The sequence below is a fragment of the Streptomyces sp. WMMC500 genome, from assembly GCF_027497195.1.
In the GTDB taxonomy this organism is placed as follows: Bacteria; Actinomycetota; Actinomycetes; order Streptomycetales; family Streptomycetaceae; genus Streptomyces.
Window position 1 is genome coordinate 5,338,628 of record NZ_CP114905.1, and the last position, 22,646, is coordinate 5,361,273.

The window sequence follows — 22,646 nt, forward strand, 5'->3', positions numbered from 1 at the left end:
CCCGCTCGATCGGCGGTCCCTTGACCGGATCTCTCACCCGAGGTCGAAGGCCAGCACGGTGACGGAGTGCGCCGGGAAGGTGTAGCGGCCGTCGGGCGTCCGCACCGCCGGACGGTGGCGCACGGCGACCCGGTCCGGGGCGCTCAGGCTGTTGGCGGCCAGCACGTCGTCCGCGTCTGCGCCCAGGTCGCGGACCTCGGCCACGGCGGGAAGGCCGCCGGGGTCGTCGTCGCGGACGACGCGGGCCGGCAGCGCCCTGTCGCGGTGGCGGTTGACGACCGCGAGGTGGAGGCGGCGGCCGTCGGCCGACAGCGAGGCGCTCGCGTCGAGGTCGGCCACGACGCCGGGACGGGTGGCGAAGGTGCCGTCCGGCTCGCGGCTGTCGCCCTGGCGGACGGCCGCGGTGCGGGCCGGTCCCTCGACCGTGGTCGGCAGCGCCACCGGTCCTGTGTGGTTCTGGTACAGGTCCCACACGTGGTACGAGGCGGACTTCACCGCACCGCCCGGCCGGGCCACCACCAGCCCGTTCGCATTGACCAGGTTGACCGTGTCGGCCATCGTCACCGGCACGGGCAGCGCGCACGTGCGGTGCAGGGTGTGGAACACGCCCGCGTAGAAGAGGGCGTCTGCCAGCGTGCGGGGGCTGTACCGGTCGACGCGCAGCCGCTCGGGTCCGCTCGGTGCCGGACCGTCCGGCAGCTCGCGTGCGGCCGTACCGCCGTCGGCGCCGGGGCGGGGCTCGGGCCAGTCGGCGGGCTCCAGATGGCGGATGTTCCACTCGTCGAGGGCCAGCGCCGGCGGGCGCTCAAGACCGGCCTCGGCGGAGAGGTCCGCCACCAGGTGCGCGTAGTCCTGGATGCGCTGCTCGAAGTAGAGCGGCTGGGCGACGACCGCCTCGTAGTCGTCGTCGCCGTGCCGGGCGGTGTACGGGTGGGTGCTGGCGGCGTAGAGGTGCAGGGAGAGGTAGTCGATCAGCGGCCCGGCCTGTTGCAGTACGGGCCGTGTCCACTCCTCCTGCTGCCAGGGGCTGCCGCAGGCGATCAGCTTGATCGCCGGGTCCACCAGGCGCATGAAGCGGGCGTGCTCGCGGGCCGCGGCGGCGTACTCGCCGGCCGGGCGGTGGCCCATCTGCCACGGGCCGTAGGGCTCGTTGCCGAGGCCCCAGTAGCGCACGCCGTACGGCTCCGGGTGGCCGTTCTCCTTACGGAGACGGGTGTAGGCGGTGTCGCCGGCGTAGTTGGTGTACTCCACCCAGCGCACCGCGTCGTCCACGCTGCGGCAGCCGTGCACCAGGAACGGCTCGGCGCCCACGTCCGCGCACCAGGCGAGGAACTCGTCGGTGCCGAAGCGGTTCGACTCCTCGCCGCCCCAGGCCAGTTCCAGCCGCCGCGGGCGCGCGGCGCGGTCCCCGATGCCGTCCTCCCAGCGGTACGGGGAGGTGAAGTTGCCGCCGGGCCAGCGGACGTGGGGGATGCCCAGCTCGCGGCAGAGGGCGAGCACGTCCTCGCGGAAGCCGGCCCGCACGCCGGGACCCGGTGCGGACAGCGGCGAGTCTTCGTCGAAGACGCCGCCCTCGATGTTGCCGAAGAACGCCGACTCCAGGAAGTGGCCGTAGATGTCGCGCTCGATGCGGCCGGCGGGGTGCCGGGTGTCGATCCCGATCACCGCCTGCACGGCCACCGCGGCGCCTTCCTCGCGGCCGGTGGTCACGACTTCACCGCCCCCGCGACGCCGTCGATGAAGTGCCGCTGCAGCAGGATGAAGACGATCACGACGGGGAGCAGGGAGATGGTGCCCGCCGCGGCGAGTCCCGGCCAGTCGATGGAGTTCTCGCTGCGGAACGCCAGCATGCCGACCGAGAGGGTGCGCAGCTCGGGACGGCTGAGGGTGAAGACCAGCGGCAGGAAGAAGTTGCTCCACGCGAACAGGAAGGTCATGACCGCCACAGTGGCGGTGACCGGGCGCGCGATGGGCAGCATGACCTTGGTGAACGTGCGCACGAATCCGGCGCCGTCGAGCATGGCGGCCTCCTCCAGCTCGCGGGGCACGGACCTGAAGTAGCCCGCGTACAGCAGCACGCCGGCCACCTGGCCGGTGCCGCTGAGGGCGAGGATCAGCCCCCACCGGGAGTTGAGCAGTCCCAGGGAGTCGCTGAGTTCGGTGACGGGGATGACCGTCAGGCCCACCGGCACGAAGAGGGTGGCGACCAGCAGGACGACGAAGATGCGCTTGCCGGGGAAGTTGTACCGTGCGATCACGTAGCCCGCCATGGCGCAGCGCGCCACCACGAGGACCACCGTTCCCGCGGTGACGAGGAAGCTGTTGAGCAGGTAGTCGGAGAACCCGCCGACGTCCCACGCCCGTTCGTAGCTGTCCAGGCTCCAGCGGTCGGGGATCAGGGAGAGCCCTCCGGAGAACACCTCGGCCTGGTCCTTGAAGGACACCGAGACCACCCAGAGCAGCGGGTAGATCCAGGCCACGCAGATCACGGCGATGATCGCGACCTGTACCCAGAGCAGGACGCGGCGGCGGGTCCGGGCGGACGCGCTCCGGCGCTCGCGGCGGTGAGGGCGGCGGGGGAGGAGGCTGAGGCGGCGGCCGGCCGGGCGCGCCGCCGGACGGTTCGCGGAGTGGCTCATGCTTCCTTCCTCCCGTTGCGGCGGGCCAGCCGGACACCGAGCACCTGCACCGCCGCCAGGACCACGGTGACCGCGCCGAAGAGCACCGCGACGGCGGAGGCGTAGCCGAGCCGCGGCGTGGTGGAGGCGTAGGCGAGCCGGTAGATGTAGACCTCGACGACCTCGGTGGAGAAGAACGGGCCGCCGTTGGTCAGGGTGAGCACCAGGTCGAAGACCTGGAGCGTCTCCACCGCGCTCAGCAGCGTGATGATGACGAGGAAGGGCTTCAGCACCGGCAGCGTGACGTGGCGGAAGCGCTGCCACGGCCCCGCGCCGTCGACCTCCGCGGCCTCCAGCAGTTCTCTGGGCACGGTCTGCAGGGCGGCGAGCCAGTAGACCAGGGTGATGCCGAACCACTTCCAGACGTGCACGCCCATCGCCGTCCACGGCGCGAGGCCGGCGTCGCCGAGGAAGTTCACCGGGGTGTCGACGATGCCCAGCGACAGCAGCACGTGGTTGACCGGGCCGCCGACGGGGTCCAGCACGAAGCCGAGCACGATGCCGACGATGGCGGTGGTCGTCACCACCGGCAGGAACAGCGCGGTGCGGAAGAGCCTGGCGAACGGCAGCTTGGGGTTGTTCAGTACGAGGGCAGCGCCGAGCGCGAGGCCGACCCGCACCGGTACCGACACCAGCATGAACAGCAGGGTGATCCACAGGGCGTTCCAGAAGAACGGGTCGGAGAACGCCTCGGCGTAGTTGGCGCCGCCCACGAACTCGCCGTCAGCGGTCAGCCCGTCCCAGTCCAGCAGCGAATACCAGACGCTGGCGGCGATCGGCCAGAGCGTGTACATCCCGTACAGCACGATCGTGGGGAGCAGGAATGCGTAGACCCACTTGTTGCGCCGGATGCGCGTGCCGACGGAATGGTCGCCGTGCGGGTCCGGCCGCCGAGGCGCCCGGGTGGTGGTGGCGCGCGGCGTGCGCGCCGGCTTGGTGAGGCTCACTCGTCGCCCTCCTCGCCGGGTACGTAGTCGTGCCCTCGCCGCCAGTCCGGGAACACCCAGTCGTCGGGGGAGGCGTCGAGGCCGTCGGTGCGGGAGAGCCGGATGGCGCGGTCCCGCTCGGCGCTCATGTCGCTCCGGTACGTGCGCAGCGCCGCGGCCGGGTCGTCGAGCGCGCCGACCAGCACTCCCTGGACGATCTGGCCCAGGTCCGGTGTGACCGGCCGCATCCGGGCAGTGACGTCGCCGATGCGGGGGTTGTTCATGGTGGGGTCGGGCAGCAGGCGGACCGTTTCGGCGTACATCCGCACCGCCCGTCGGTAGACGCCGGGCACGTCGGCGTCCGCCACGGCGCCCAGGTCGAGCGGGGGCAGGTCCATGCCCTCGGCGAGACCGCGGTAGTAGTCCGGCCCGGTGAGCTCGCCGAGGAGCTCGGCCGCGAGTTCGGGCCGCTTGCTGTCGGCGGTGACGAAAAGCTGGGTGGATCCGTGCGCGACGTGCACCAGGGGAGCGGTGCCGGCGTCGGGCACGGGGATCTGGCCGACCCGCATCCTCGGCATGAAATCGGGGAAGCTGCCGAGTACGACGCCGGCGTTCCACGGGCCGTCGAGGAACATCGCGGCTGCCCCGGACGCCCAGCGGGAGCGGGCGGTGCGCACGTCGAGCGAGGTGGAGGAGGGGAAGAGCACCTTGTCGTCGCGCAGGGCCTTGAAGAACTCCAGGGCGCGCACGAAGGGCTCGTCGGCGTAGGCGTACTCCCCGGTTGCCGGGTCCCACTCGCCGGCGGCCCCGGCGACGTTCGCGAGGTTGATCAGGCGCTGCCCCAGGCGGTCGGTGAACTGCACGCCCTCGATCCAGCCCCAGACCCGGTTGTCGCCGGCGCGCGTGATGCGGCGGGCGAGGGCGCGGAACTCGTCCCAGGTCGCCGGGCCGGAGTCCGGGTCGCCGCCGGCCTGCTCGACGAGCCTGCTGTCGAACCAGTTGAGGGTGGAGTGGGACCGGTCGCTGAAGAGCGGCATCCCGTAGATCTCGCCGTCGAACACGTTCAGCCCCTCCACCAGCCCGGCGCGGGGGATACGGGCACGGGCCTCGGCGGAGAGGCGCAGCGGCTGGAACCAGCCGTCGCGCTTCAGCCGGGCGACCCCCGCGGCGGGTGTGCCGCCGGGCGCCTCCAGGCCGGCGAGGCTGGTGATGTCGGGGAGCTGGTGGCTCTTGCGGGCCAGTTGCAGGGCCTGGCCCATCTGGTCGGGGTTGTAGACCTGCCGGGCGACCGCGGTGCCGGGGTGCTGCTTCTCGAAGGACCGGGCGAAGCGGTCGTGCACCTCCGCCACCGGCTCGTACTGGTCCCACCAGGTCAGGGCGCCCGCCTGGCGGCCGTCGGCCGTCACCTCGCCGGAACCGGAGGAGCAGCCTGACAGCAGTCCGCCGCCGATCGGCAGGGCGGCCAGGGCGGTGCCGTGTCCCAGCAGCATGCGCCGGCTGATCGCCATCTCTCCTCCTGGTGTCGTCCCGGCCCGTACACGACCCGGCGTGTCGGTGCGGGGCGTGACGCCCGACGAGTGACATCCGGGTGGCGCGAACGTTCGCTCATCGTGGCCACCGCGCCCGCGGTGCGTCAACACCTCGGACGGATGTCCGTCGGCCGGCAGCCGATCGACGGCCGATTCGCCGGTCGTTATGATCCGACCGTGCCGAATGTCTCCTTGAAGGACGTAGCCGCCCGGGCCGGAGTGAGCTTCCAGACCGTGAGCAAGGCGCTCAACGACTCCGGCCGGGTCTCCGCCGAGACCCGGCGCCGGGTGCGGGAGGCCGCGGACGAACTGGGCTACGTGCCGAACGTTCTCGCACGCGGCCTGCAGACCCGGGTGACGGGCACCATCGGCGTGCTCAACTCCGACTTCAGCAACACGGTCCTCGCGCAGCACCTGGTCGGCATCGAGCGCGAGGCCCGCAGGCGCGGCCTCGGCGTGCTCATCAGCAGCGTCGATGCCACCGGCTCCGACGCCGAGCGGGCACTGCGCGTGCTCACGGAACGGCGCGTCGACGGCATCATCTGCAACGCCCCCGCCGTCGAGGACGACCCGCGCACGGGCACCCTCCTGCGCTCCGGCCGCATCCCGGCCGTGTCGCTGCACCACATCGACGGTGGCGGCATTCCCGTGGTGCACGGTGACAACCGCGAGTCCGCCCGGCTGCCGATGCGCCACCTGCTGACGCTGGGGCACCGGCGCATCGGCGTCATCGCGGGGCTGCGCGCGCGCCGCGTCACCCGCGAGCGCCTCGACACGTACGCGGAGGTCCTCCGCGAACACGGCATGGACCTGCCGCCCGAGCTGGTGGAGGAGGGCGACTGGGAGGTCGAGGGCGGGCACCGTGCGGCACACCGGCTGCTGGACCGTATACCCGGACTCACGGCGCTCGTCGCGCAGAACGACACGATGGCGGTCGGCGCGCTCAACGCCCTGCACGAACGCGGCCTGCGGGTGCCCGAGGACTGCTCGGTCGTCGGCTGCGACGACCTGCACTTCGCGGCGCGCACGATCCCGCCGCTGACCACGGTGCGGCTGCCCTTCCACCGCGCGGGGGAGACCGCGCTGGGGCTGCTCGCCGAACAGATGGAGACGGGCGCGGCGGCCGACCGGACCATGCCCGTGGTCATGGTGTACCGCGCGTCGTCGCGGGCCGTCGTCCCGGTCTGAACGCTCACCCCGCGCCGGCCTGAACGCCCGTGCTCCGGCCACGCCTTGCGGCCCCGGACGACGTGCCGGGCCCGGGGGCCTTCCCCCGCCCGGCGGGTGACGGGGACGGGAGTACGGCTCACCGGCTCACCAGTGGCCGTCCCGGGGCTGGGTGCGGTCTTGCACGGCGACGAGGACGTCCATCAGATACGCCTCCAGACCGGCGCGCAGTTCGCGGGAGCCGGCGTCGTGCCAGAGATTCGTCATCTCGCGCGGGTCGGCGGCAAGGTCGTACAGCTCACCGTCGCGGGCCCGCCCGGAGACGGGGGCGCCGTGGTGCACGACCAGTTTGTGCACGCCGGTGCGCAGCATGGTGGCGTGGCACGGGTCCGCGTAGGGATGACCGGAGTCCCGGTACTCGCACAGGGCCCAGTCGCGCACGCCGTCCGCCTCGCCCCTGGCCGTCGGCAGCAGGCTGGTGCCCTGGGCGCGTGGCAGCGGCGGGACGCCGGCGGCGTCGGTGAGGGTCGCGTTGAGGTCGATCCACTGGACGAGCCCGGCGCGGCGCTCGCCGGCCGGCAGCCCGGCGGGCCAGCGCATGACGAGCGGGACGCGGACGGCGCCCTCGTAGAACATCGGGCCCTTGAGCAGCAGCCCGTGGTCGCCGAGGTTCTCGCCGTGGTCGCTGGTGAAGACGACCAGGGTGTCATCGGCGAGCCCGGCCTCGTCGAGGGCGGCGAGGATGCGGCCGACCTCGTCGTCGATCAGGGCGACCATCGCGTAGTAGTTGTGGACGATGTCGCGGATGCCGGCTTCGTCGTAGTCCTGGAAGCCGGGCAGGTGGCCCGCGTAGCTCTTGACCGACGCCTCGGTGAGCACGGCCGGGCGGTCGGCCAGGTCGGCGGGCGAGCCGACGGGGGAGGGGAGCGCGGCGGGGTCGAAGCGGTCCAGGTACTCCGGCGGCGCGACGAAGTCGTGGTGCGGGTCGTAGAAGTTGACCCAGGCGAAGAAGGGCTTGTCCGGCTCGCGGCCGGCGCGCACGTAGTCGATGGCCTCCTCGGCGACCCAGTGGCTGTAATGGGCCTCGGTCGGCATGTCGTCGAAGCTGCCGGTGCCCTCCTCGGCCGCCGCGTAGAGGGCGGGGTGCTCGCGCCGCAGCCACTGGTGGTAGGCGTTCTCGGGTGAGGGGTGGCGGGGGTCGTGGGAGTGCCGGTAGACGCGGTAGCCGTCGTCCTGGCGTATCTCGTCGCGGCCGCCGAAGCAGGACGACAGGTGCTGCTTGCCGAACAGAGCGCAGTCGTACCCGGCGTCCGCGAGGTTCTTCATGAACAGCCGGTTGCCCTCGGGCAGCGCGACCCCGTTGGCGTGCAGGCCGTGGGCGGCGACGTAGCGGCCGGTCATGAGGGAGGCGCGGGACGGCGCGCAGACCGGGTTCTGCACGTAGCAGTTGTCGAACACCACCCCGTTCTCGGCGAGGGCGTCCAGCACCGGGGTGCGGGCGTGCTCGTTGCCGTAGGCGCCGAGGGTGTCGTAGCGCTGCTGATCGGTGCAGATGAAGAGGATGTGGGGGCGACGCTGGGGCGTGCCGTGCATGCGGTTCCGACCTCCGGGATCTGGCGAGCGCGAACGTTCGCCCACTGTTGATCGCAGTGGACACCCCTGTCAAGGGTCGTGGTGTCTGCGGCAGGAGTGGGCGTCTGGCCGTCGCCGACTGCTGCACGTGTCCACCTGGCGCAGCGGAAGACGGTCACGTCAGAAGGGGTGGGAATCCTGACGGCGGAGGGCCGGGTGGTGTGGCCGTGTTCGGCCGGTAGCGGCTGGACAATGCCGGCAAACACCGGGCAGCGCTGATCCGCTGCCGCGACAGGGACGCGCCACGAGGGCACCCGGAATGGCCCGGCCGCCTCTCGTCGCCTCGCGAGGCCGACGGGCGGTACACCCGCCATCTTGAGTTCGGCGTGATGTCGTCTCCGATTGCCTCAGAATTCACGAGACCAGCGATGTGTCTGGTGTGCGCCACAGGAATTCATGGCGGAGAGATAACGGAACGGACAGGAGTGGAAAATGCCTATAGTGCCGGCCGGACCCTCAGGAGAATCCACAGAACCGCAGAACTCGCCCATACTTCCGTTCGGTCCCCTGATACTCAGCTCGGCCTCCGGTGTGCCTGATCGCATCAAAAAGCAGGAGTATGACGACGGAGGCCCGGCGGTGGAGGGTGAGACGGAGGAGGAGAAGGCGGCGAGGGAGGAGAAAGGTCGACGCATCCGCGTCAACCCCTTGTTGATATCACTCGACGATATTCCTCTCGACTGGATTCTCAAGGGGCGAGAAGGTGCGGTCTGGCATTACTCGGCCGTATTCCGCCCCGAAGACCCGGAAAAGCCGGAAACCGCCCGCTGGCAGATCATGCTGGGCAGCGACAAGCCCCTCACGATCATCCCCGAGGAATATTGGGACTACATGCTGTCGCAGTCGGCGGAAGACGCCGCCGAGAAGCGGTTGGCAGACCCGGAGCATGAAGTGCGGATACTGTGGCCGAAGGACATCGATGACCTGAAGCGGGGGATCAGTAAACTAGGCCATCCCACCATAACGGTGGACTGGGAAAGGGGGACCGGCAAGACGGTGGAGGGGGAAGCCGCAGCAAGTGGTGAGTTCCTGTTCTTTCCGAATGCGCAAAAGGGCAAGGTGACCGATAAGTCGGGGCGGTACATGAGTGCGAAGGTCAGGGAAAATCTCGGCCTGCCCGTAGATCCCGAGGATGCCTTGAAATGGGGCCAGGAAGTTGCGGCTGCCTTCAGTAAGAAGCTGGGGGGAATCCCCGTCGAGTTCGAGCAGGTGAGGACAGCGCCGAAACAGGTGAATGAACCAGTTGCGGCCCACGCCACCCTCCTGCCGACGGGCGGCGCGCAGACCACGGAGGCTCCCGGCCAGCCCGCCTCCGCCTCGGCACCTGCTGCCGCCGGCGCCTCCCACAAGCGACCGGCGGCACACACCGGCGAGCAGGCCAAACGCCGACGATGACGCGACTTCCACCACCGGCGGCTGGGCCGGCTCGCGGCACAACGCCGTTCTCGTCGAGCCCGAGGAACGCGCCGACGGGGCTCCGATGCCGGTCCTGTCGGACACCCTCCGCCCTGATCTCTCCCGCTCCCCATGCCTGGTGGGACCTGGTCGTGTCGGCGCAGGCTCCGGTATGTCGCGGTGACATGGGCAGCGCGTCAACTCCGGTGCGGGTACCGCCAGTTGTGTCGTCGCGTCCGATCTGGTTCTCGCCGCCGTCGACGTACAGGTTGCCGCCTCACCGGAGCAAGAAGGGGTTCACCTCGTAGCGGGCTGCGAGACGTTGCCCTCTGGTTCCCGGCACCTGGGCCGGGAACCGGCTGTCCACCAGTGGCCGGGCAACCGCGCACACGCGAAGCTGCGCAGCCCGGTCGTGCCGGCCTTCGCCCGGCTCCCACGGCGGCGGATCTCCCGTACAGGCCAGAGGCCCTTGCCTCCACGCGGCTGCACCGTGGCGGCGGCAGCGGGCTCGGGAACCGGCCGGCGCCTGTGGTGAACCGTCCGGATCCCGGCACCGTTGTGTTTTCCTGCAAGCCAACTACCTGTCTGCGAAGGGATCACCCCGGTATGACAGATATACCCCTCCACGAACTTGAGCTCCTTGAGGAAGGGCGACAAGTCGTGGTCTCCGAAGAACCTGTGGGAAGCATCTCCGACGGCCCCTCCAGCCCTCGCTCCGACCGATCCGCCCTGAGCTTCCAGCAGGGCGAAAACCGCCACACCGCCCTACCCGCCGGATCCAGCGACTGGACGGTGTACGTCATGCGCGGGGGTAGGTGGGTGCTTGAGCACGATTGGCAGATCACGTTGGCTGTGAAGCTCGCCGCCCACGGGCTCCAGTCGGCGGGCAAGCTCACCCAGGCCCTGTCGGACCAAGAGGCGCTGGGGAAGGGGATGGAGACGGCAGGCGCATGTCTGGGCATTCTCGTGAAAGTGCCGGACGTGGCCAGGTACATGAGGTCCTTCGCCGAGACTCGTAGCACGAGCGACATGTTGTTCGCGGGGGCCCAGATGCTTACCGGCATGACGCAAGTCGGGACAACCGGGAGCGCATACTGGCCGATGTCCAAGGAAACGAGGGATGCGGTTCAGGGGTCCTTGTGGACCTTGAACGCCACCCTCGACATGCTGGGGCAGGGACCTTCGACCCTTGAGGCTCAGCAGGCTCACGCAGATGCTCGCAGACTCTTCTTCCCCGCATCCGGAAACCCCAACATCGAGACCTTGCGGCGAACGGAAAATCCCGTCTTCAGCGCCATGAGCCCCTTCCAGCCGCCCTCGTCCGGAGAGTGGGTCTCGGAAGGCACGCAGCAGGCGTCCGCTTCGCCCACGGAAACGGCCGGTGGGCTGCAGCGGGCATGGACGGCGACCTCGACGTCGGTCGCCGAGCATGCGACGCTGCATCGAAGGCAGACCGGGATGGGGGCGGGTGACCGGGCGCCGGCGCCGCGTGGCGGGAACGGCGGCGGCAGCGCCGGAAACGGAACGGACGCCCGTGGATACGGGTCGCCTGCCGCTTCAAGTGGCAGTGACTCGCCCAGTTCACGCAGGGGAAGGCGTGGAAGGCGCTGATCCGGACGGCGAAGCGACCGCCCCGATGAACGCTCCGCCCGGATATCCACTCGGGTAGGGAAGCGCGTACGTCGGCCTGTCGCCGACCGGCCGGCGTACGCGCCGACCGGGCACCCGCCCGGCCGCACTCACGGTGCCATCGACCGCGCAGGGAACCCGGGGCGTCTGAACCGTCCGTCCCGGCGGCCCGTTGTCACCTCGCGTCGCCACCCCGACCTCGTGTGCCGCGACGCAGTCTGCGGACCTGCGCGCCTACTGCGCCAAGCCCACCTCCGCTCCCGGTGCCGGTCACCCGGCCCAGAGCGCGAGAGTAGCCGGATCTCGCGGACCACCGTCACGGACCAGGCGTGTTATCGCCGGCGGTGATCGGCCGCGTCGTCACACAGGACTCGCCGTGACCCCGGTGTGGGCCACGGCGAGTCCGCTTTCGGCACGGGTCCCGGGCGCAGACGGTTCTGCTCCCGGGGCCGGCTGGGGGCGGGTCAGCCCGCGTTGCGGTAGATGGTGCCGCTGGCGTTCGGGGTGGTGCCGTCGTACAGGCCGGTCGGGTGGTCTTCCGTGGAGAAGAGCGCGAACCATGCGTAGCGCTTCACGAAGGGCAGGACCCCCAGCGACTCGGTCGACGTCTTGATGAACTGGGTCTGCTCCTCCTCGCTCGGGTAGCGGGGGGTGCCCTCGGTGAAGTCGGTGAGGGCGTACTCGGTCAGCCAGATCGGCTTCTTGTACCGGTCGTGGATGCGCTGCAGATAGTCGGCCAACTGGTAGGTGGCGGCGTAGCTGAAGTCGGAGCCGTACCAGTGCACCGGGATGAAGTCGACACGCAGACCGCGCTTCTCGGCTCCCTTCATGAAACGGTCCAGCCAGCCACGGGGCTTGTCAGCGTTGGCGGCGACTGCCGGGGCTCCCAGGCGAAGGCCGGTCTTCTCCAGTTGGGGCCACAGGTCGAGCGCCTGCTCCACCGTCATGTTGGCCTGCCCGCGCAGGTCGGGCTCGTTGAAGGTGAGGAGGTTCTTGCCCTCCCGGGCGGCATTGTTCAGCTCGGTTTCGTTGACCGAGCCGGGGCCCCAGATCGTCGGAACGTACTCGACACCCTCGGGCCTCACGACCCCACCGCTGGAGGAGGTCCAGTTGTGGTACCAGGACACGCCGGAATCGGTGAGTGCCGCGCTCTGGTGAGTGCCGTCGACGGGGTTGAGGGCGGCGCCCTTGAGGGGCGCGGTCCGGCCCTTCGGAGCATCGGGGCGCTCGGGGGCACGGGGCTTGGTCTTGTCAGCGGGCTCGGAGTCGTCACCGGTGCCGGAGCCCTCGCCGGTGCCGGATCCGTGGAAGGCGACGGTCATGCCGGTGCAGTTGCTGCACTGCCGCATGACCTGGTTGCCCCTCTGGTGGTCGAGCTTGGACCACGAGTACGCCATGGGGCACCGTTCAACGAGCGCGTCGCTGTAGGCGGTCGGCCTGTCCTTGTCCTCGTGCGGGTTGATGCACACCAGCGGCTTGCCCGCCGCGTCCCTGGTGAGGTTCTCGGGCGGGCAGGCGGAGAGGAGGTCGACGTTGCAGCCCACCTGGGCGCACTCGCCGCCGTCCGCGGGCGGCGGCACGCCGTCCGGGGTAATGGTGATGGGCACCGAGACGGCGTCGACGTAGCTGACGTTGTACCAGGGCGCCGAAGGGTCGGCTGTGTCGAAGTTGAACTCGGCGAGGCTGACGGGCTGTGCCCCGCGGTCGCAGCGGTCGGCGTACGGACCGCAGTCGCCGACAGCGCAGTGGAACGTGCTGCCCTCCTCGCCGGTGCAGCCCTGGCGGGCGAAGAACCTGCCGCGCCAGTGCCCGGCGCCGGAGCGCTCGGGGACGGTGACGGTGGCGGACCGGCCTGGGTCCAGCGTCGGCAATCCGGTGAGCGGAATCGAACCGTCGTCGGTGCTGGCCACGCTGCCGACCCAGATGCGCTCGCCTGTGTCGTTCACGAAGGTGACGGTGTGCTCGGCGTCACCGGTGGCCGCGGCGCCGGTGATCTGGTCCTCGCGGTTGCCGGGAGGGCCTTGCAACCCCGCCGCGGCCACGGCCGATACGGCGACGACGACCAGCAAGAATGCGAACAGAAGTGATCGAGATGGTCGAGGTGCTCTCACGCGCATGGAACATGCCTCTCAAGTGGGGGGCTGCGTCGGATAGGTGATCGGAGATCGCCTGCGCACCCACGACGTACGCGTGCAGCGGACGGTTCAACAGACGTGCCTGTTTTCCGCTTTGATCATTCGCGCAGCCCACGGCAGAGACGCCGCATGTTTTTCGCCGGGTGAATGGGGGGTCTGACTCCGGTAACGAGGCGTCGGATGAAACGGCGCGCAAGCAGGCGTTACCGGAAAGGGTTTTACCTCGTCCTTTTCGGTGCTCGGGCCACCGCCGGTCAGTGAACCGTATGCGGGGTGGGGACGTGGTGCTCATGCACCAAGCGGAAGCTGCCGAGAGAAAGCAGGAGGGCCATGTCCACCGAGACCTCCGAGGTGTCCGCATCGAAGGGGGACGCCGTTCCCCCTGAGGAGGCAAGTGCCGAGTCGGAAAGCACCGCTCCGCGGGAGCTTCCTCTCGCCCCACCGCACTTCATCCTCTACATGACGGGTGCCGAGTACGCGCAGAACCTCCGACGGCTGACCCAGTGGACCCACCATGTGCTGCTGCCGGTCTACGGCAGGGAGGTGACCTCCACGGCCCCGTGGTGCTCCCGCTGGTGGGAGCACCCGGAAGCGATCGCTCAGCTCCACGGGCTGTGGCTCGCCTGGGGCGAGCTGACCGGACCCGGTTCCGGGATGGCCGGGCCCGCGAACTGGCACCGCGACTACCTGGGCCCCGTGATGACCACACTGCGGGACCCGCTGGGCCCCTTCGCCGGCTGCAAGCCAGGAGCCCACCGCGGCAAGGAGATTCCCAAGGTCGACGCCGTCGACCCGTTCGCCCCGCCGCCGGGGGCGCAGCCCCCCTCGGCCTGACGGAGGCATCACGGCAGCGGAGAGCGGGATGTGCGTGCCGGGCGCACATCCCGCTCTCGGGCGCTGTTGCTTCTGAACTCAGCTCGCGACGAAGTTCCATTGGTGGTCGTTGAGGTCGTCGCATCCGTAGAGGGTGACCTTGGCGTGCGGGTCCTCCTTGCTCTTCCTGGTCGTGTCGACGCACATGTCTCCGCTCTTCTGGTTGCGGATCCAGTAGGTGCCGTTCGGGCGGCGGTGGAGCCACCAGCGCTGGTTGTCCTTGGCGCTGTCGATGCAGTCGTAGACCTGGATCGCCCAGCCCACCTGCCCCGGGCCCTCGCCGGGTACGTCCAGGCAGCGGCCGGACTTGACGTTGCGGATCACGTACAGGTCGGCCCCGCGGGTGCCGTCCCCCTTGCCGACCAGGTCCAGGACCCACTGCTGGTTGTCGTCACCCGACGGCTCACAGCCGGCGTCCCGGGTCCTGCTCTCCGGTGCACTCTTGCCGGTGCCGGGCAGGTCCACGCACAGGCCGTACTTCTTGTTCCTGATCACGATCTCGCCCTTGGGGACACGGGGATCCACCCCCGTACTCGGGCCCGCCGGAGGCTTCGAACTCTCCGGCTCCTCCGGGGCGTGGGAGTCCTTTGTCTTCTCCGGCTTCGGCTTCTTCGGGCCGGAAGGCGAGTCCGACGGGGAGGGCGAGGAACCGGACGGTGAGGTGCTCGGGAACGTGGGGTCGGGTATTCCGGGGTTGAGTTGCGTCGTCGGCCTTCCGTCCGCGTCCTGGGTGGCGGCGGACTGGTTCAGCTCCTCGCCGCCTCCCGAACTGCCCAGCGCTATCAGCGGTATGAGGATGACGGCCGCCACCGCGACACCCGCCGCTCCTATGAACGCGGGCCGCTTGAGCAGCCCGGGCGCCCGGTACTCGTCGTCGGACTGGCTCTGCTGCCCCCGGCGGCCGAATCCTCCACCGGATCCCCGGCCGAATCCTCCGCCGAACCCCCGGCCGAACCCCCTACCGGATCCCCGGCCGGAGTCCTCGTCCGGGCCCGGGTCGGGAGCGGGAGGCGGCGCAAGCGCCGGCGGTACGGGCTGCTGCAAACCCCGCTCATCACCCACGCCCACGTTGCGCACGTCGCCCACGTCGGGGACGTCGGGAAAGTCGGGGACTTCGGGGAAGTCGGGGGCTTCGGGGAAGTCGGGGGCTTCGGCGTCAAGGCCGGGAGGAGTAACGGATCCGCCGGATCCGGCGGGCTCGGGTCCCCCGTCCTCGTCCGCCCCCTGCCCGTGCTGCTCCAGCAGCCTGCTCGAACCGTCCGGCGCCACCTCGACAACCGCGACGTAACCCGCGGCCGGATCCGAAATGGTCGCGATCACCGCGGAGTCCCGGTTACGGGCGTAGCCGTGCAGGGTGTCGAGGATCGCGACGTCGACCGGCTCCTCCCCCACCACCGGCACCGGCACCCCGTCGATCGCGGCGGACCCGTCACCGGAAATGATCACGGCGATCGGAGACGACGGCTCACCCGGCTCCCCACCGGACACCGCCTTGCCCAGACCCACCGGCTCCCCGGGCTCGGCACGCCCGGCCTCCGCGCCCAGCTCACCCGGCTCGCCCGGCTCTCCACCCACGCTCATGACCACCCCTTTCCTCGCGCCCTTCCCAGCGGTGCCGACCACACGACCCCGGCCCGAATCCCGGGACGGTCCGCATGCGGCCCGGCCACGGACACGACGTCACCACGGTCCGCGCACACCGCAACGGCCCTCACCGGCAAACGGTTCAGAGCCACCGGCGAACAGCGGTGAACCGTCTCCCCACACCAGCCGTTGTCCACTGCGACGGCGGTACCCGCGCTTCCCTCGAGCCTCGCGGTGACCGTCCGGCCCTGTCGGCCACATGACGGCGTATGCGGTCGGCAGGGCGCCCCCTCTTCGAGGCGATGCCGGAGCGGTTGAGGCAGGCGAGCCCGGGCGGCTCGGTTTACCGCGCGGGGGCGCGGCGGCGGTGCCCGGGGTCGGCCAGGATGTGCGCGCTGTAGCCGGCGTCTTCGGGGTTGAGGTCGGTGCCCGGCGTCACGATGCGGTCGATGCGGTCCAGCACGGCGGGTTCCAGGGTGATGTCCGCGGCGCTGAGTTGGTCGTGCAGGTGCTCGGCGGTGCGGGGGCCGATGATCGCCGCGGTGACCGCGGGGTGCGTCGTGACGAACGCCAGCGCCAACTGGATGAGTGTCAGCCCGGCTTCGTCGGCGATGCCGGCGAGTTCGGTGGCGGCGTCGAGCTTGGCCTGGTTGGCGGGGATGTCCATGTCGTAGTGCGAGAGCGTGGTGGGGAAGGGCATCGTCCGGGTGCGGTGGCTGGACAGGCCGGCTGCGTCGCGGTGCCAGCGGCCGGACAGCCAGCCCCCGGCCAGGGGGCTCCAGGCGAGTACCCCCATCCGGTACGTCTCGCAGGTGGGCAGCACGTCAGCCTCGATGCCCCGTGCCAGGAGGGAGTAGGGCGGCTGTTCGCAGACGAAGCGCTCGCGCTGCCGCCGCTCGGCGGTCCACTGCGCCTGCACGATCGCCGAGGGGGCGAACGTCGAGGATCCCGCGTAGCGGATCTTTCCCGCGCGTACGAGATCGGAGAGCGCGGCCAGGGTCTCGTCGACGTCGGTCGTGGGATCGGGCCGGTGGACCTGGTACAGGTCGATGTAGTCGGTGCCCAGGCGGCGCAGGCTCTCTTCGCAGGCGCGGACGATCCAGCGTCGCGAGGCGCCGCGTTCGTTGGGGCCGGGGCCCATGGGGCTCGACACCTTGGTTGCCAGGACGACGTCGTCGCGCCGTTCGGCGATCGCCTTGCCGACGATGACTTCGGACTCGCCGCCCGAATACACGTCGGCCGTGTCGATGATGTTGACGCCCGCGTCGAGCGCGGTGTGGATGATGCCGATCGCGTCGTCGTGATCGGGGTTCCCCCACTTCCCGAACATCATCGCGCCCAGGCACAGCGAGCTGACCTGGACCCCTGTACTGCCCAGCGTGCGGTACCGCATGGTGTGGACGGCCTTTCTGTGAGCGCGGCGGTGCGGGTGAACGGCCGGCGGTGGCCTGGTACCGTCCCCATAAGCGGAGCAGGGTCCGCTTGGTCGTCACGCTAACCGGACCCGGCTCCACATAGCAAGCCGAGAGGAAGATCCGCATGCCTGCTCCGTCCGGCCGGCCGATCCGGGCCGACGCACGGGCCAACGAGGACAAACTCCTCACCGCAGCCGCCGCGGCCTTCGCCCGGGACGGCGCCGCCGCGACCCTGAAGCAGATCGCCAGGGATGCGGGTGTCGGGATCGGCACCCTGTACCGTCGCTTCCCGACCCGCGAGCAGCTTGTCGACGCCACCTACCGCTACGAGACGGCCCGGCTGGCCGCCCAGGCCGCGGACCTCCTCGGCGAACTGCCCGCCGACCGGGCCCTGAGGGCGTGGATGTCCCGAGTTCTGGACCACCTCGCCACCAAGTACGGTATGGCCGACACGCTCAAGACCCTCCTGCAGAACGACGAGCAGCTCAGCTCGCAGACACGTGAGCAACTGACCGGCGCGGTCGAGGAACTCCGTCACGCCGGAGTCACCCAGGGGGTCGTCCGGGGGGACGTGCCCTCGTCCGACATCCTCATGGCCCTGGCCGGCATCACCCTCATAGCCGGCACCGCCCACCAGCGCGCGCAGGCCGAGCGGCTGCTCGACCTCCTGATGGACGGCATCACCCGCCCGGACCGCTGAGCCCCCTCTGACACGGCGAAGCCGTTCATCGCGCATGCGGTAATCTCAGCCCAGCCTCCCAGCCGTCCCCGTGAGCGCGCGACGCAAGCCACCGAGGGGCCCCACAGACCGATCTCTCGGCTGCACCACACTGCCCGGACACAGCCGTAGCAGCTCGGATCCCCCTTGCATGCGGATGACGATTCACGAACGTGCGAGGGGGTGCGCCGCCGAGGGCACTCGGTCGGCGGGAGTCTGGCGGGTATGGATGCTGTCTTCGAGGCCGCCGGAGCAGGGCGGCACCCCACTTCGGGTGTTCATACCGGCCGTCTGCGCGGCACTGATGCCGGTCCGTTCCCTGTTCGCGGCCGGCAGGGACATGACGGTCAGTACGGGGATCGCGCTGAAGGGCGCCTGGGCGGGATCATGAATGCAGGGTATGAGGGGTCTTTGCGGTTCTCGGTGCTGGGGCCGGTGCGCGCGTGGTGCGGTGAGCGTGAGGTGGCACTGGGTTCGCCGCAGCAGCGTGTGGTGCTGGCGGCGTTGTTGCTGCGGCGTGGGCGGCCGGTGACCGTCGCGGAGCTTGTTGGTGCGGTATGGGGTGATGAGCCGCCGTCTGCGGCGGTGTCGGTGCTGCGTACCTATGCTTCGCGGTTGCGTAAGGCGCTGGAGCCCGGGCGTGATGCCGGCGGGCCGTATCGGGTGATCGTCTCGGCGGCTGACGGGTATGCGGTGCGTGTTCCGGAACGCGCTGTGGATCTGGGCGTGTTCGAGCAGCGGGTGGCTGAGGCGAGGGGGCTGCGCGCCGCGGGTGAGGTGCGGGCCGCTGCGGAGTTGCTGCGGGCCGCGCTCGACGGGTGGGAGGGCACGCCGCTGGCCGGCCTTCCGGGGCCGCTGGCGGAGGCGGAGCGTTCGCGGCTGGCCGAGCAGCGGCTCGCTGTGCTGGAGACCCGGCTGGAGGTCGACGTCGAGTTGGGGCGGCACAGTGAGGTGGTTGCCGAGTTGGGTGTGCTGTCGGGTGAGCATCCGTTGCGTGAGCAGTTGTGTCAGTTGTTGATGCTGGCGTTGTACCGGTCGGGGCGGCGGGCTGAGGCGCTGGCGGCGTACCGCAGAACGCGCGGCATCCTGGTGGCCGAGCTGGGTATCGAGCCCGGTGCGTCGCTGCAGGAGTTGCATCACCGCATCCTGACCGCGGACATCTCCCTGCACCCTCCCCCCGCAGAGCAAGAGGCCGGTGGAGGAGGAGAGAGGGACGCTGAGACCGGGGCGGGGGTGTCTCCGGCCGCCGGGCACCTGGCCCGTCCGGCGCAGTTGCCCGCCGATCTGGTCACGTTCACCGGCCGGGAGGCCGAACTGCAGCGGGCCGAGGCCCTGCTGCCGGACGACGGTACGCAGCCGGCCGCGGTGCTGATCACGGCGATCGGTGGTATGGCGGGCGTGGGGAAGACTGCTCTTGCCGTGCACTGGGCGCACCGGGTTGCTCATCGGTATCCGGACGGGCAGTTGTATATCAACCTGCGTGGTTTCGATCCGGCGGGGTCCGCGGTGCCGCCGGCGGAGGCGGTGCGTATCTTCCTCGACGCGCTGGGGGTTGCTCCGCAGCGCATCCCGGCGGCTGTGGAGGCGCAGGCGGCGTTGTACCGCAGCCTGCTCGCCACCCGGCGGATGCTGATCGTGCTGGACAACGCCCGTGACAGTGAGCAGGTTCTGCCGCTGTTGCCGGGTGCCCCCGGCTGCCTGGTGATCATCACCAGCCGCAGCCGGCTCACCGGCCTGATCGAGAACGGCGAGGCGTGTTCGCTGGCGCTGGATCCGTTGTCGCAGTTGGAGGCGTACGGTTTTCTGGTGCGCCGCCTCGGTGCCGGGCGGCTGGCTGCGGAGCCCGGGGCGGTGGAGGAGATCATCGCGTGCTGTGCCCGGCTGCCGCTGGCTCTGGCTATCGCCGCTGCGCGGGCGGCCACCCATCCTGGGTTTCCGCTGAGTGCGGTTGCGGAGGAGCTGCGGGACGGCCGGGGGAGTCTGGATGCCTTCGTCGGCGGGGATCTCAACACGGATCTGCGGGCGGTCTTCTCCACGTCCCACGCGGCGGTGTCGGTGCCGGCCGCCCGGCTGTTCCGATTGCTGGGTCTGCATGCGGGGCCTGACGTCTCGGCGCCTGCCGCGGCGGCTCTTGCCGGGCTTCCCGTTCGCGAGACCCGCGCTCTGCTGACCGAACTGACCCGTGCGCACTTGCTGATCGAGCATGTGCCGGGGCGTTACTCCCTGCATGATCTGCTGCGGGTCTACGCCGCCGAGCGCGTGCGCTCTCAGGAGTCGGAGGGGGAGCGGGAGCGGGCGGTGGAGCGGTTGCTGTCCTGGCATCTGCACACCGCGGACGCCTCCTATCCGCATCTGACCCCGCGCCGCCGCCGGGTGCCGATCGCCCCGCCGCCGCCGGGCTGTCGTCCGCTGGCCTTCACCGCGTACGACCAGGCCCTGAAGTGGTGCGAGACCGAACGCCCCAACCTGGTCGCCGCGGTCCACCAGGCCGCAGCGACCGGCCGGCCGGACATGGCCTGGCGGCTGACCGCCGCACTGTGGGGGTTCTTCTATCTCCGCAGCCACCTCCACGACTGGCTCGACATCGTCACGATCTCCCTCGACGCCGTCCGCGGCGGCGACGACCGGGTGGGCCAGGCGTCGAGCCACGGCGACATGGCCGCCGCCCTGTGCTCGATGCACAGGTTCGACGAGGCCGTCGTCCACCTCCGCCGGTCGATGACCCTCTGGCGGGAACTGGGGGACACCCGGGGCGAAACCCGCGCTCTGTCCAACCTGGGCCACACCTACCTCCAGGCGGGCCGGCCCGGCGAGGCCGTCGAATACTGCCGCCGGGCCCTGGCACACCACCGGGCCAGCGGCGACTCCTGGGGCCAGGGCATCGCCCTGGCCAACCTGGGCGACGCCTACCAGCGGCTCGACCGGTTCGACGAGGCCGTCGACTGCCTGGAGCAGGCGCTGACCGTCCTGCGCGCCAGCAGCAACCGCTGGGTCGAAGGCGTCACGCTCGATGCGCTCGGCACCCTTCAGTACCGGCTCCGCCGCCGCGACGACGCGATCGAGTACTACCACCAGGCGCTCGACGCGCACCGGGACGTCGGCAACCGCTCGGGCGAGGGGGAGACCCTGTACCACCTCGGCGACCTCCAACTGGCCGCGGACGACCCGGAGGCGGCCCGTACCAGTTGGCGGCAGGCTCTTGCGATCTTAGAGGAGTTCGGCCATCCGGACGCCGAGGAGGTCCGGGGGAGGCTCCGCGGTCCGGACGAACGTGAGCCGGGCGCAGGGCCGCATGCCGCCGCCGGCCCGGAGGGGGCTCCGCGCCCCACGGACACGACCACGACCCGGCCGTGACGCCCTCGGTGAGGGACCGGACCCGGCAATGCGGGGGGCGGCCAGGTCCGGTCCCGGCCGGCAGGGCCGTCGGTGGAGGACGGCCTTGCCGACTCCACGGAAAATGACGCCAAGCGGTTCAACCGGCATGGGAACAGGTCCCCTACTTGTTCCACCGCTTGTTGGTGTCGTTGATCTCCAGCTCCGCCGCCGTCAGGTCGACGTGCAGGGGGATTCCGGGGCGGCTGCCCACCTTGATCAGGAAGTTGCCGAGACCCGGTGGGTCGGCACGGCGACTGCTCGTGCCGTCCCACGCGGGTGGGGTGGACCAGTCGACCAGGAGGCGCTTCTCCGCCTCCGTCAGCTCCACGACCTGCCCGAGCTGCGGCATCTCCGCCGGCGGCAGGCCCGCGCAGATCACCATGCCCGCTCGTTCCACGAAGCCCTTCGCCTTGGTGCGGTCCTCCGCCGTGGGCAGGGCGAGGAGGTCGTCGATGCTGTGGGTGATCATGGCCAGGCCCACGCCGCGCTGCCGGTCCAGACGGGTGAGGGCGTTGACGCGGTCGACCAGGCCCCGGCCCGCCTGGAGGACGCGCCACAGCTCGTCCATGACCAGGAAGTAGTTGCGCTGCGGTTCCAGACCGGCGTCCGCGAGCGCGTGTGCCGTGGAGACCGCGCCGAAGCCGTACGACCAGCAGGACAGCAGCGCCGCCGCCTGGAGCAGGACCTCGCTGTCGTCGATGCCGCTGACGTCGAAGCAGACCGGGCGGTCCAGCTTCATCGCCTCCGTCGTCGGGCGGGCGAACGTGCCGCCCAGGCGGCCGTCGCCGAGCAGAGCGGTGAGCGACGCCTCCAGGTTCTCGGTGATGTCCCGGTAGCGGGTGAGGTCGCCCCGGTCCAGCGCGACGGAACGCACCGCTTCCGGCGCGTCCTTGATGACCTGCACAAGGTCGCCGAGTACGGGGGCGGGTCCCCCCGCGTGCCGGTCGTCCAGGACGTTCAGCGCCGCCGAGAGGATCGTCTCCTCGCGGTCGGTCGGCGGTTCCGTGCGCAGGATGGTCACCAGCGCGGAGACCATGTGCAGGCGGCGGCCGTGGATGTCGGCGAGGAGACGGTGGCGCGCGTCGCCGGTCAGGCGGGCCGCGGCCTGGACCGACTCGCCGGGGTCGAGGACGTTGAGGTTGCCCCGGCCGCGGCCGAGGCTGATGACCTGGCCGCCGATCGCGCGGATCAGGTCGACGTAGTCGGGCTTGAGGTCGCCGAAGATCAGCGGGTGGACGCCGTAGCCGGACAGGCCGAGGGCCATGCGCCGTACGGCGGTCGACTTGCCGAGGCCCGGGCGGCCCAGCACGAACATCGAGGGGTTGGCCAGCAGGTTCGTGCGGGTGAACCACGACACGGGGTCGCAGCACACCGTGGCCCCCGAGTCGAGGTCACGGCCCAGCGGCACCCCGACCATCGGGGTACCGGCTCCGGCGCCGAACGGCCAGAGGCCGCAGACCTGTACGGAGGTGCCGCGCCACTCGGGTGCGGGATCGACGTAGCCGACCGTGCCGCCGCCGGGTCCCGGCCAGCCCCGGGCGGTGGGGCGCGGCTCGCGGGGTTCCTTGGTCGTACGTGCCATGGAAACTC

The 22,646-nt window shown here is 70.8% G+C and carries 15 protein-coding genes; 6 read left to right on the forward strand and 9 right to left on the reverse strand.

The genetic code is table 11. The features are described from left to right. Positions 1 to 33: 33 nt before the first annotated feature. The 4 genes from O7599_RS23055 to O7599_RS23070 are packed head-to-tail and all read right to left on the reverse strand — an operon-like array spanning position 34 to position 5,112. Complete coding sequence (locus O7599_RS23055) at positions 34 to 1,710, reverse strand: alpha-L-arabinofuranosidase C-terminal domain-containing protein (RefSeq protein WP_281617512.1); 1,677 nt, start codon at positions 1,708 to 1,710, stop codon at positions 34 to 36. Next, on the reverse strand, positions 1,707 to 2,639 hold the full coding sequence (locus O7599_RS23060) for a carbohydrate ABC transporter permease (RefSeq protein ID WP_281617513.1): 933 nt from the start codon (positions 2,637 to 2,639) through the stop codon (positions 1,707 to 1,709). The genes O7599_RS23055 and O7599_RS23060 overlap by 4 nt, the downstream gene beginning before the upstream one ends. Further along, a complete protein-coding gene (locus O7599_RS23065) occupies positions 2,636 to 3,625 on the reverse strand; it encodes a sugar ABC transporter permease (protein WP_281617514.1) in 990 nt (329 codons plus the stop codon). The genes O7599_RS23060 and O7599_RS23065 overlap by 4 nt, the downstream gene beginning before the upstream one ends. Next, positions 3,622 to 5,112 (reverse strand): extracellular solute-binding protein, encoded by a 1,491-nt coding sequence (locus tag O7599_RS23070; protein ID WP_281617515.1) that lies wholly within the window; start codon positions 5,110 to 5,112, stop codon positions 3,622 to 3,624. The genes O7599_RS23065 and O7599_RS23070 overlap by 4 nt, the downstream gene beginning before the upstream one ends. Before the next feature lie 198 nt (positions 5,113 to 5,310). Here O7599_RS23070 and O7599_RS23075 point away from each other — a divergent pair, with 198 nt between their 5' ends. Further along, the gene (locus tag O7599_RS23075) at positions 5,311 to 6,321 is read left to right on the forward strand and encodes a LacI family DNA-binding transcriptional regulator (protein WP_281617516.1); all 1,011 of its coding nucleotides are present in this window, start codon (positions 5,311 to 5,313) and stop codon (positions 6,319 to 6,321) included. A 126-nt stretch (positions 6,322 to 6,447) separates the two neighbouring features. On the opposite strand, the gene O7599_RS23080 is transcribed toward O7599_RS23075, so the two are convergent. Beyond that, entirely contained in the window at positions 6,448 to 7,893 is a 1,446-nt protein-coding gene (locus O7599_RS23080) for a sulfatase-like hydrolase/transferase (protein ID WP_281617517.1), read from the reverse strand. Between the two features lie 570 nt (positions 7,894 to 8,463). Between O7599_RS23080 and O7599_RS23085 the strand changes: the two genes are divergently transcribed. Together O7599_RS23085 and O7599_RS23090 are read left to right on the forward strand one after the other, a co-directional pair. Then, a complete protein-coding gene (locus O7599_RS23085; RefSeq protein ID WP_281617518.1) occupies positions 8,464 to 9,327 on the forward strand; it encodes a hypothetical protein in 864 nt (287 codons plus the stop codon). A gap of 606 nt (positions 9,328 to 9,933) precedes the next feature. Further along, positions 9,934 to 10,938, forward strand: a complete 1,005-nt coding sequence (locus O7599_RS23090) for a hypothetical protein (protein WP_281617519.1) — start codon at positions 9,934 to 9,936, stop codon at positions 10,936 to 10,938. Between the two features lie 482 nt (positions 10,939 to 11,420). On the opposite strand, the gene O7599_RS23095 is transcribed toward O7599_RS23090, so the two are convergent. Then, on the reverse strand, positions 11,421 to 13,025 hold the full coding sequence (locus tag O7599_RS23095; RefSeq protein ID WP_281617520.1) for a glycosyl hydrolase: 1,605 nt from the start codon (positions 13,023 to 13,025) through the stop codon (positions 11,421 to 11,423). 525 nt (positions 13,026 to 13,550) lie between these two features. Here O7599_RS23095 and O7599_RS23100 point away from each other — a divergent pair. Continuing rightward, positions 13,551 to 13,925, forward strand: coding sequence for a DUF4913 domain-containing protein (locus O7599_RS23100; protein ID WP_281623480.1), 375 nt, complete (start codon positions 13,551 to 13,553; stop codon positions 13,923 to 13,925). 78 nt (positions 13,926 to 14,003) lie between these two features. Here the strand turns inward: O7599_RS23100 and O7599_RS23105 are convergent, their stop codons facing one another. Next, a complete protein-coding gene (locus O7599_RS23105; RefSeq protein WP_281617521.1) occupies positions 14,004 to 15,545 on the reverse strand; it encodes an RICIN domain-containing protein in 1,542 nt (513 codons plus the stop codon). Positions 15,546 to 15,891: 346 nt separating this feature from the next. Continuing rightward, entirely contained in the window at positions 15,892 to 16,941 is a 1,050-nt protein-coding gene (locus O7599_RS23110) for an aldo/keto reductase (RefSeq protein ID WP_281617522.1), read from the reverse strand. 146 nt (positions 16,942 to 17,087) lie between these two features. Here O7599_RS23110 and O7599_RS23115 point away from each other — a divergent pair, with 146 nt between their 5' ends. Both O7599_RS23115 and O7599_RS23120 read left to right on the forward strand, forming a co-directional pair. Beyond that, on the forward strand, positions 17,088 to 17,663 hold the full coding sequence (locus tag O7599_RS23115; protein ID WP_281617523.1) for a TetR/AcrR family transcriptional regulator: 576 nt from the start codon (positions 17,088 to 17,090) through the stop codon (positions 17,661 to 17,663). A 243-nt stretch (positions 17,664 to 17,906) separates the two neighbouring features. After that, positions 17,907 to 21,035, forward strand: a complete 3,129-nt coding sequence (locus O7599_RS23120; RefSeq protein WP_281617524.1) for a BTAD domain-containing putative transcriptional regulator — start codon at positions 17,907 to 17,909, stop codon at positions 21,033 to 21,035. A 142-nt stretch (positions 21,036 to 21,177) separates the two neighbouring features. Here the strand turns inward: O7599_RS23120 and O7599_RS23125 are convergent, their stop codons facing one another. After that, positions 21,178 to 22,638, reverse strand: a complete 1,461-nt coding sequence (locus O7599_RS23125; protein WP_281617525.1) for an ATP/GTP-binding protein — start codon at positions 22,636 to 22,638, stop codon at positions 21,178 to 21,180. Positions 22,639 to 22,646: the final 8 nt, after the last annotated feature.

Coding starts and splice junctions, on each gene's coding strand:
- O7599_RS23110 (WP_281617522.1), bottom strand. CDS start 16,941: ATGCGGTACCGCACGCTGGGCAGTACAGGGGTCCAGGTCAGCTCGCTG.
- O7599_RS23060 (WP_281617513.1), bottom strand. CDS start 2,639: ATGAGCCACTCCGCGAACCGTCCGGCGGCGCGCCCGGCCGGCCGCCGC.
- O7599_RS23090 (WP_281617519.1), top strand. CDS start 9,934: ATGACAGATATACCCCTCCACGAACTTGAGCTCCTTGAGGAAGGGCGA.
- O7599_RS23100 (WP_281623480.1), top strand. CDS start 13,551: ATGACGGGTGCCGAGTACGCGCAGAACCTCCGACGGCTGACCCAGTGG.
- O7599_RS23105 (WP_281617521.1), bottom strand. CDS start 15,545: ATGAGCGTGGGTGGAGAGCCGGGCGAGCCGGGTGAGCTGGGCGCGGAG.
- O7599_RS23120 (WP_281617524.1), top strand. CDS start 17,907: ATGGATGCTGTCTTCGAGGCCGCCGGAGCAGGGCGGCACCCCACTTCG.
- O7599_RS23080 (WP_281617517.1), bottom strand. CDS start 7,893: ATGCACGGCACGCCCCAGCGTCGCCCCCACATCCTCTTCATCTGCACC.
- O7599_RS23125 (WP_281617525.1), bottom strand. CDS start 22,638: ATGGCACGTACGACCAAGGAACCCCGCGAGCCGCGCCCCACCGCCCGG.
- O7599_RS23115 (WP_281617523.1), top strand. CDS start 17,088: ATGCCTGCTCCGTCCGGCCGGCCGATCCGGGCCGACGCACGGGCCAAC.
- O7599_RS23070 (WP_281617515.1), bottom strand. CDS start 5,112: ATGGCGATCAGCCGGCGCATGCTGCTGGGACACGGCACCGCCCTGGCC.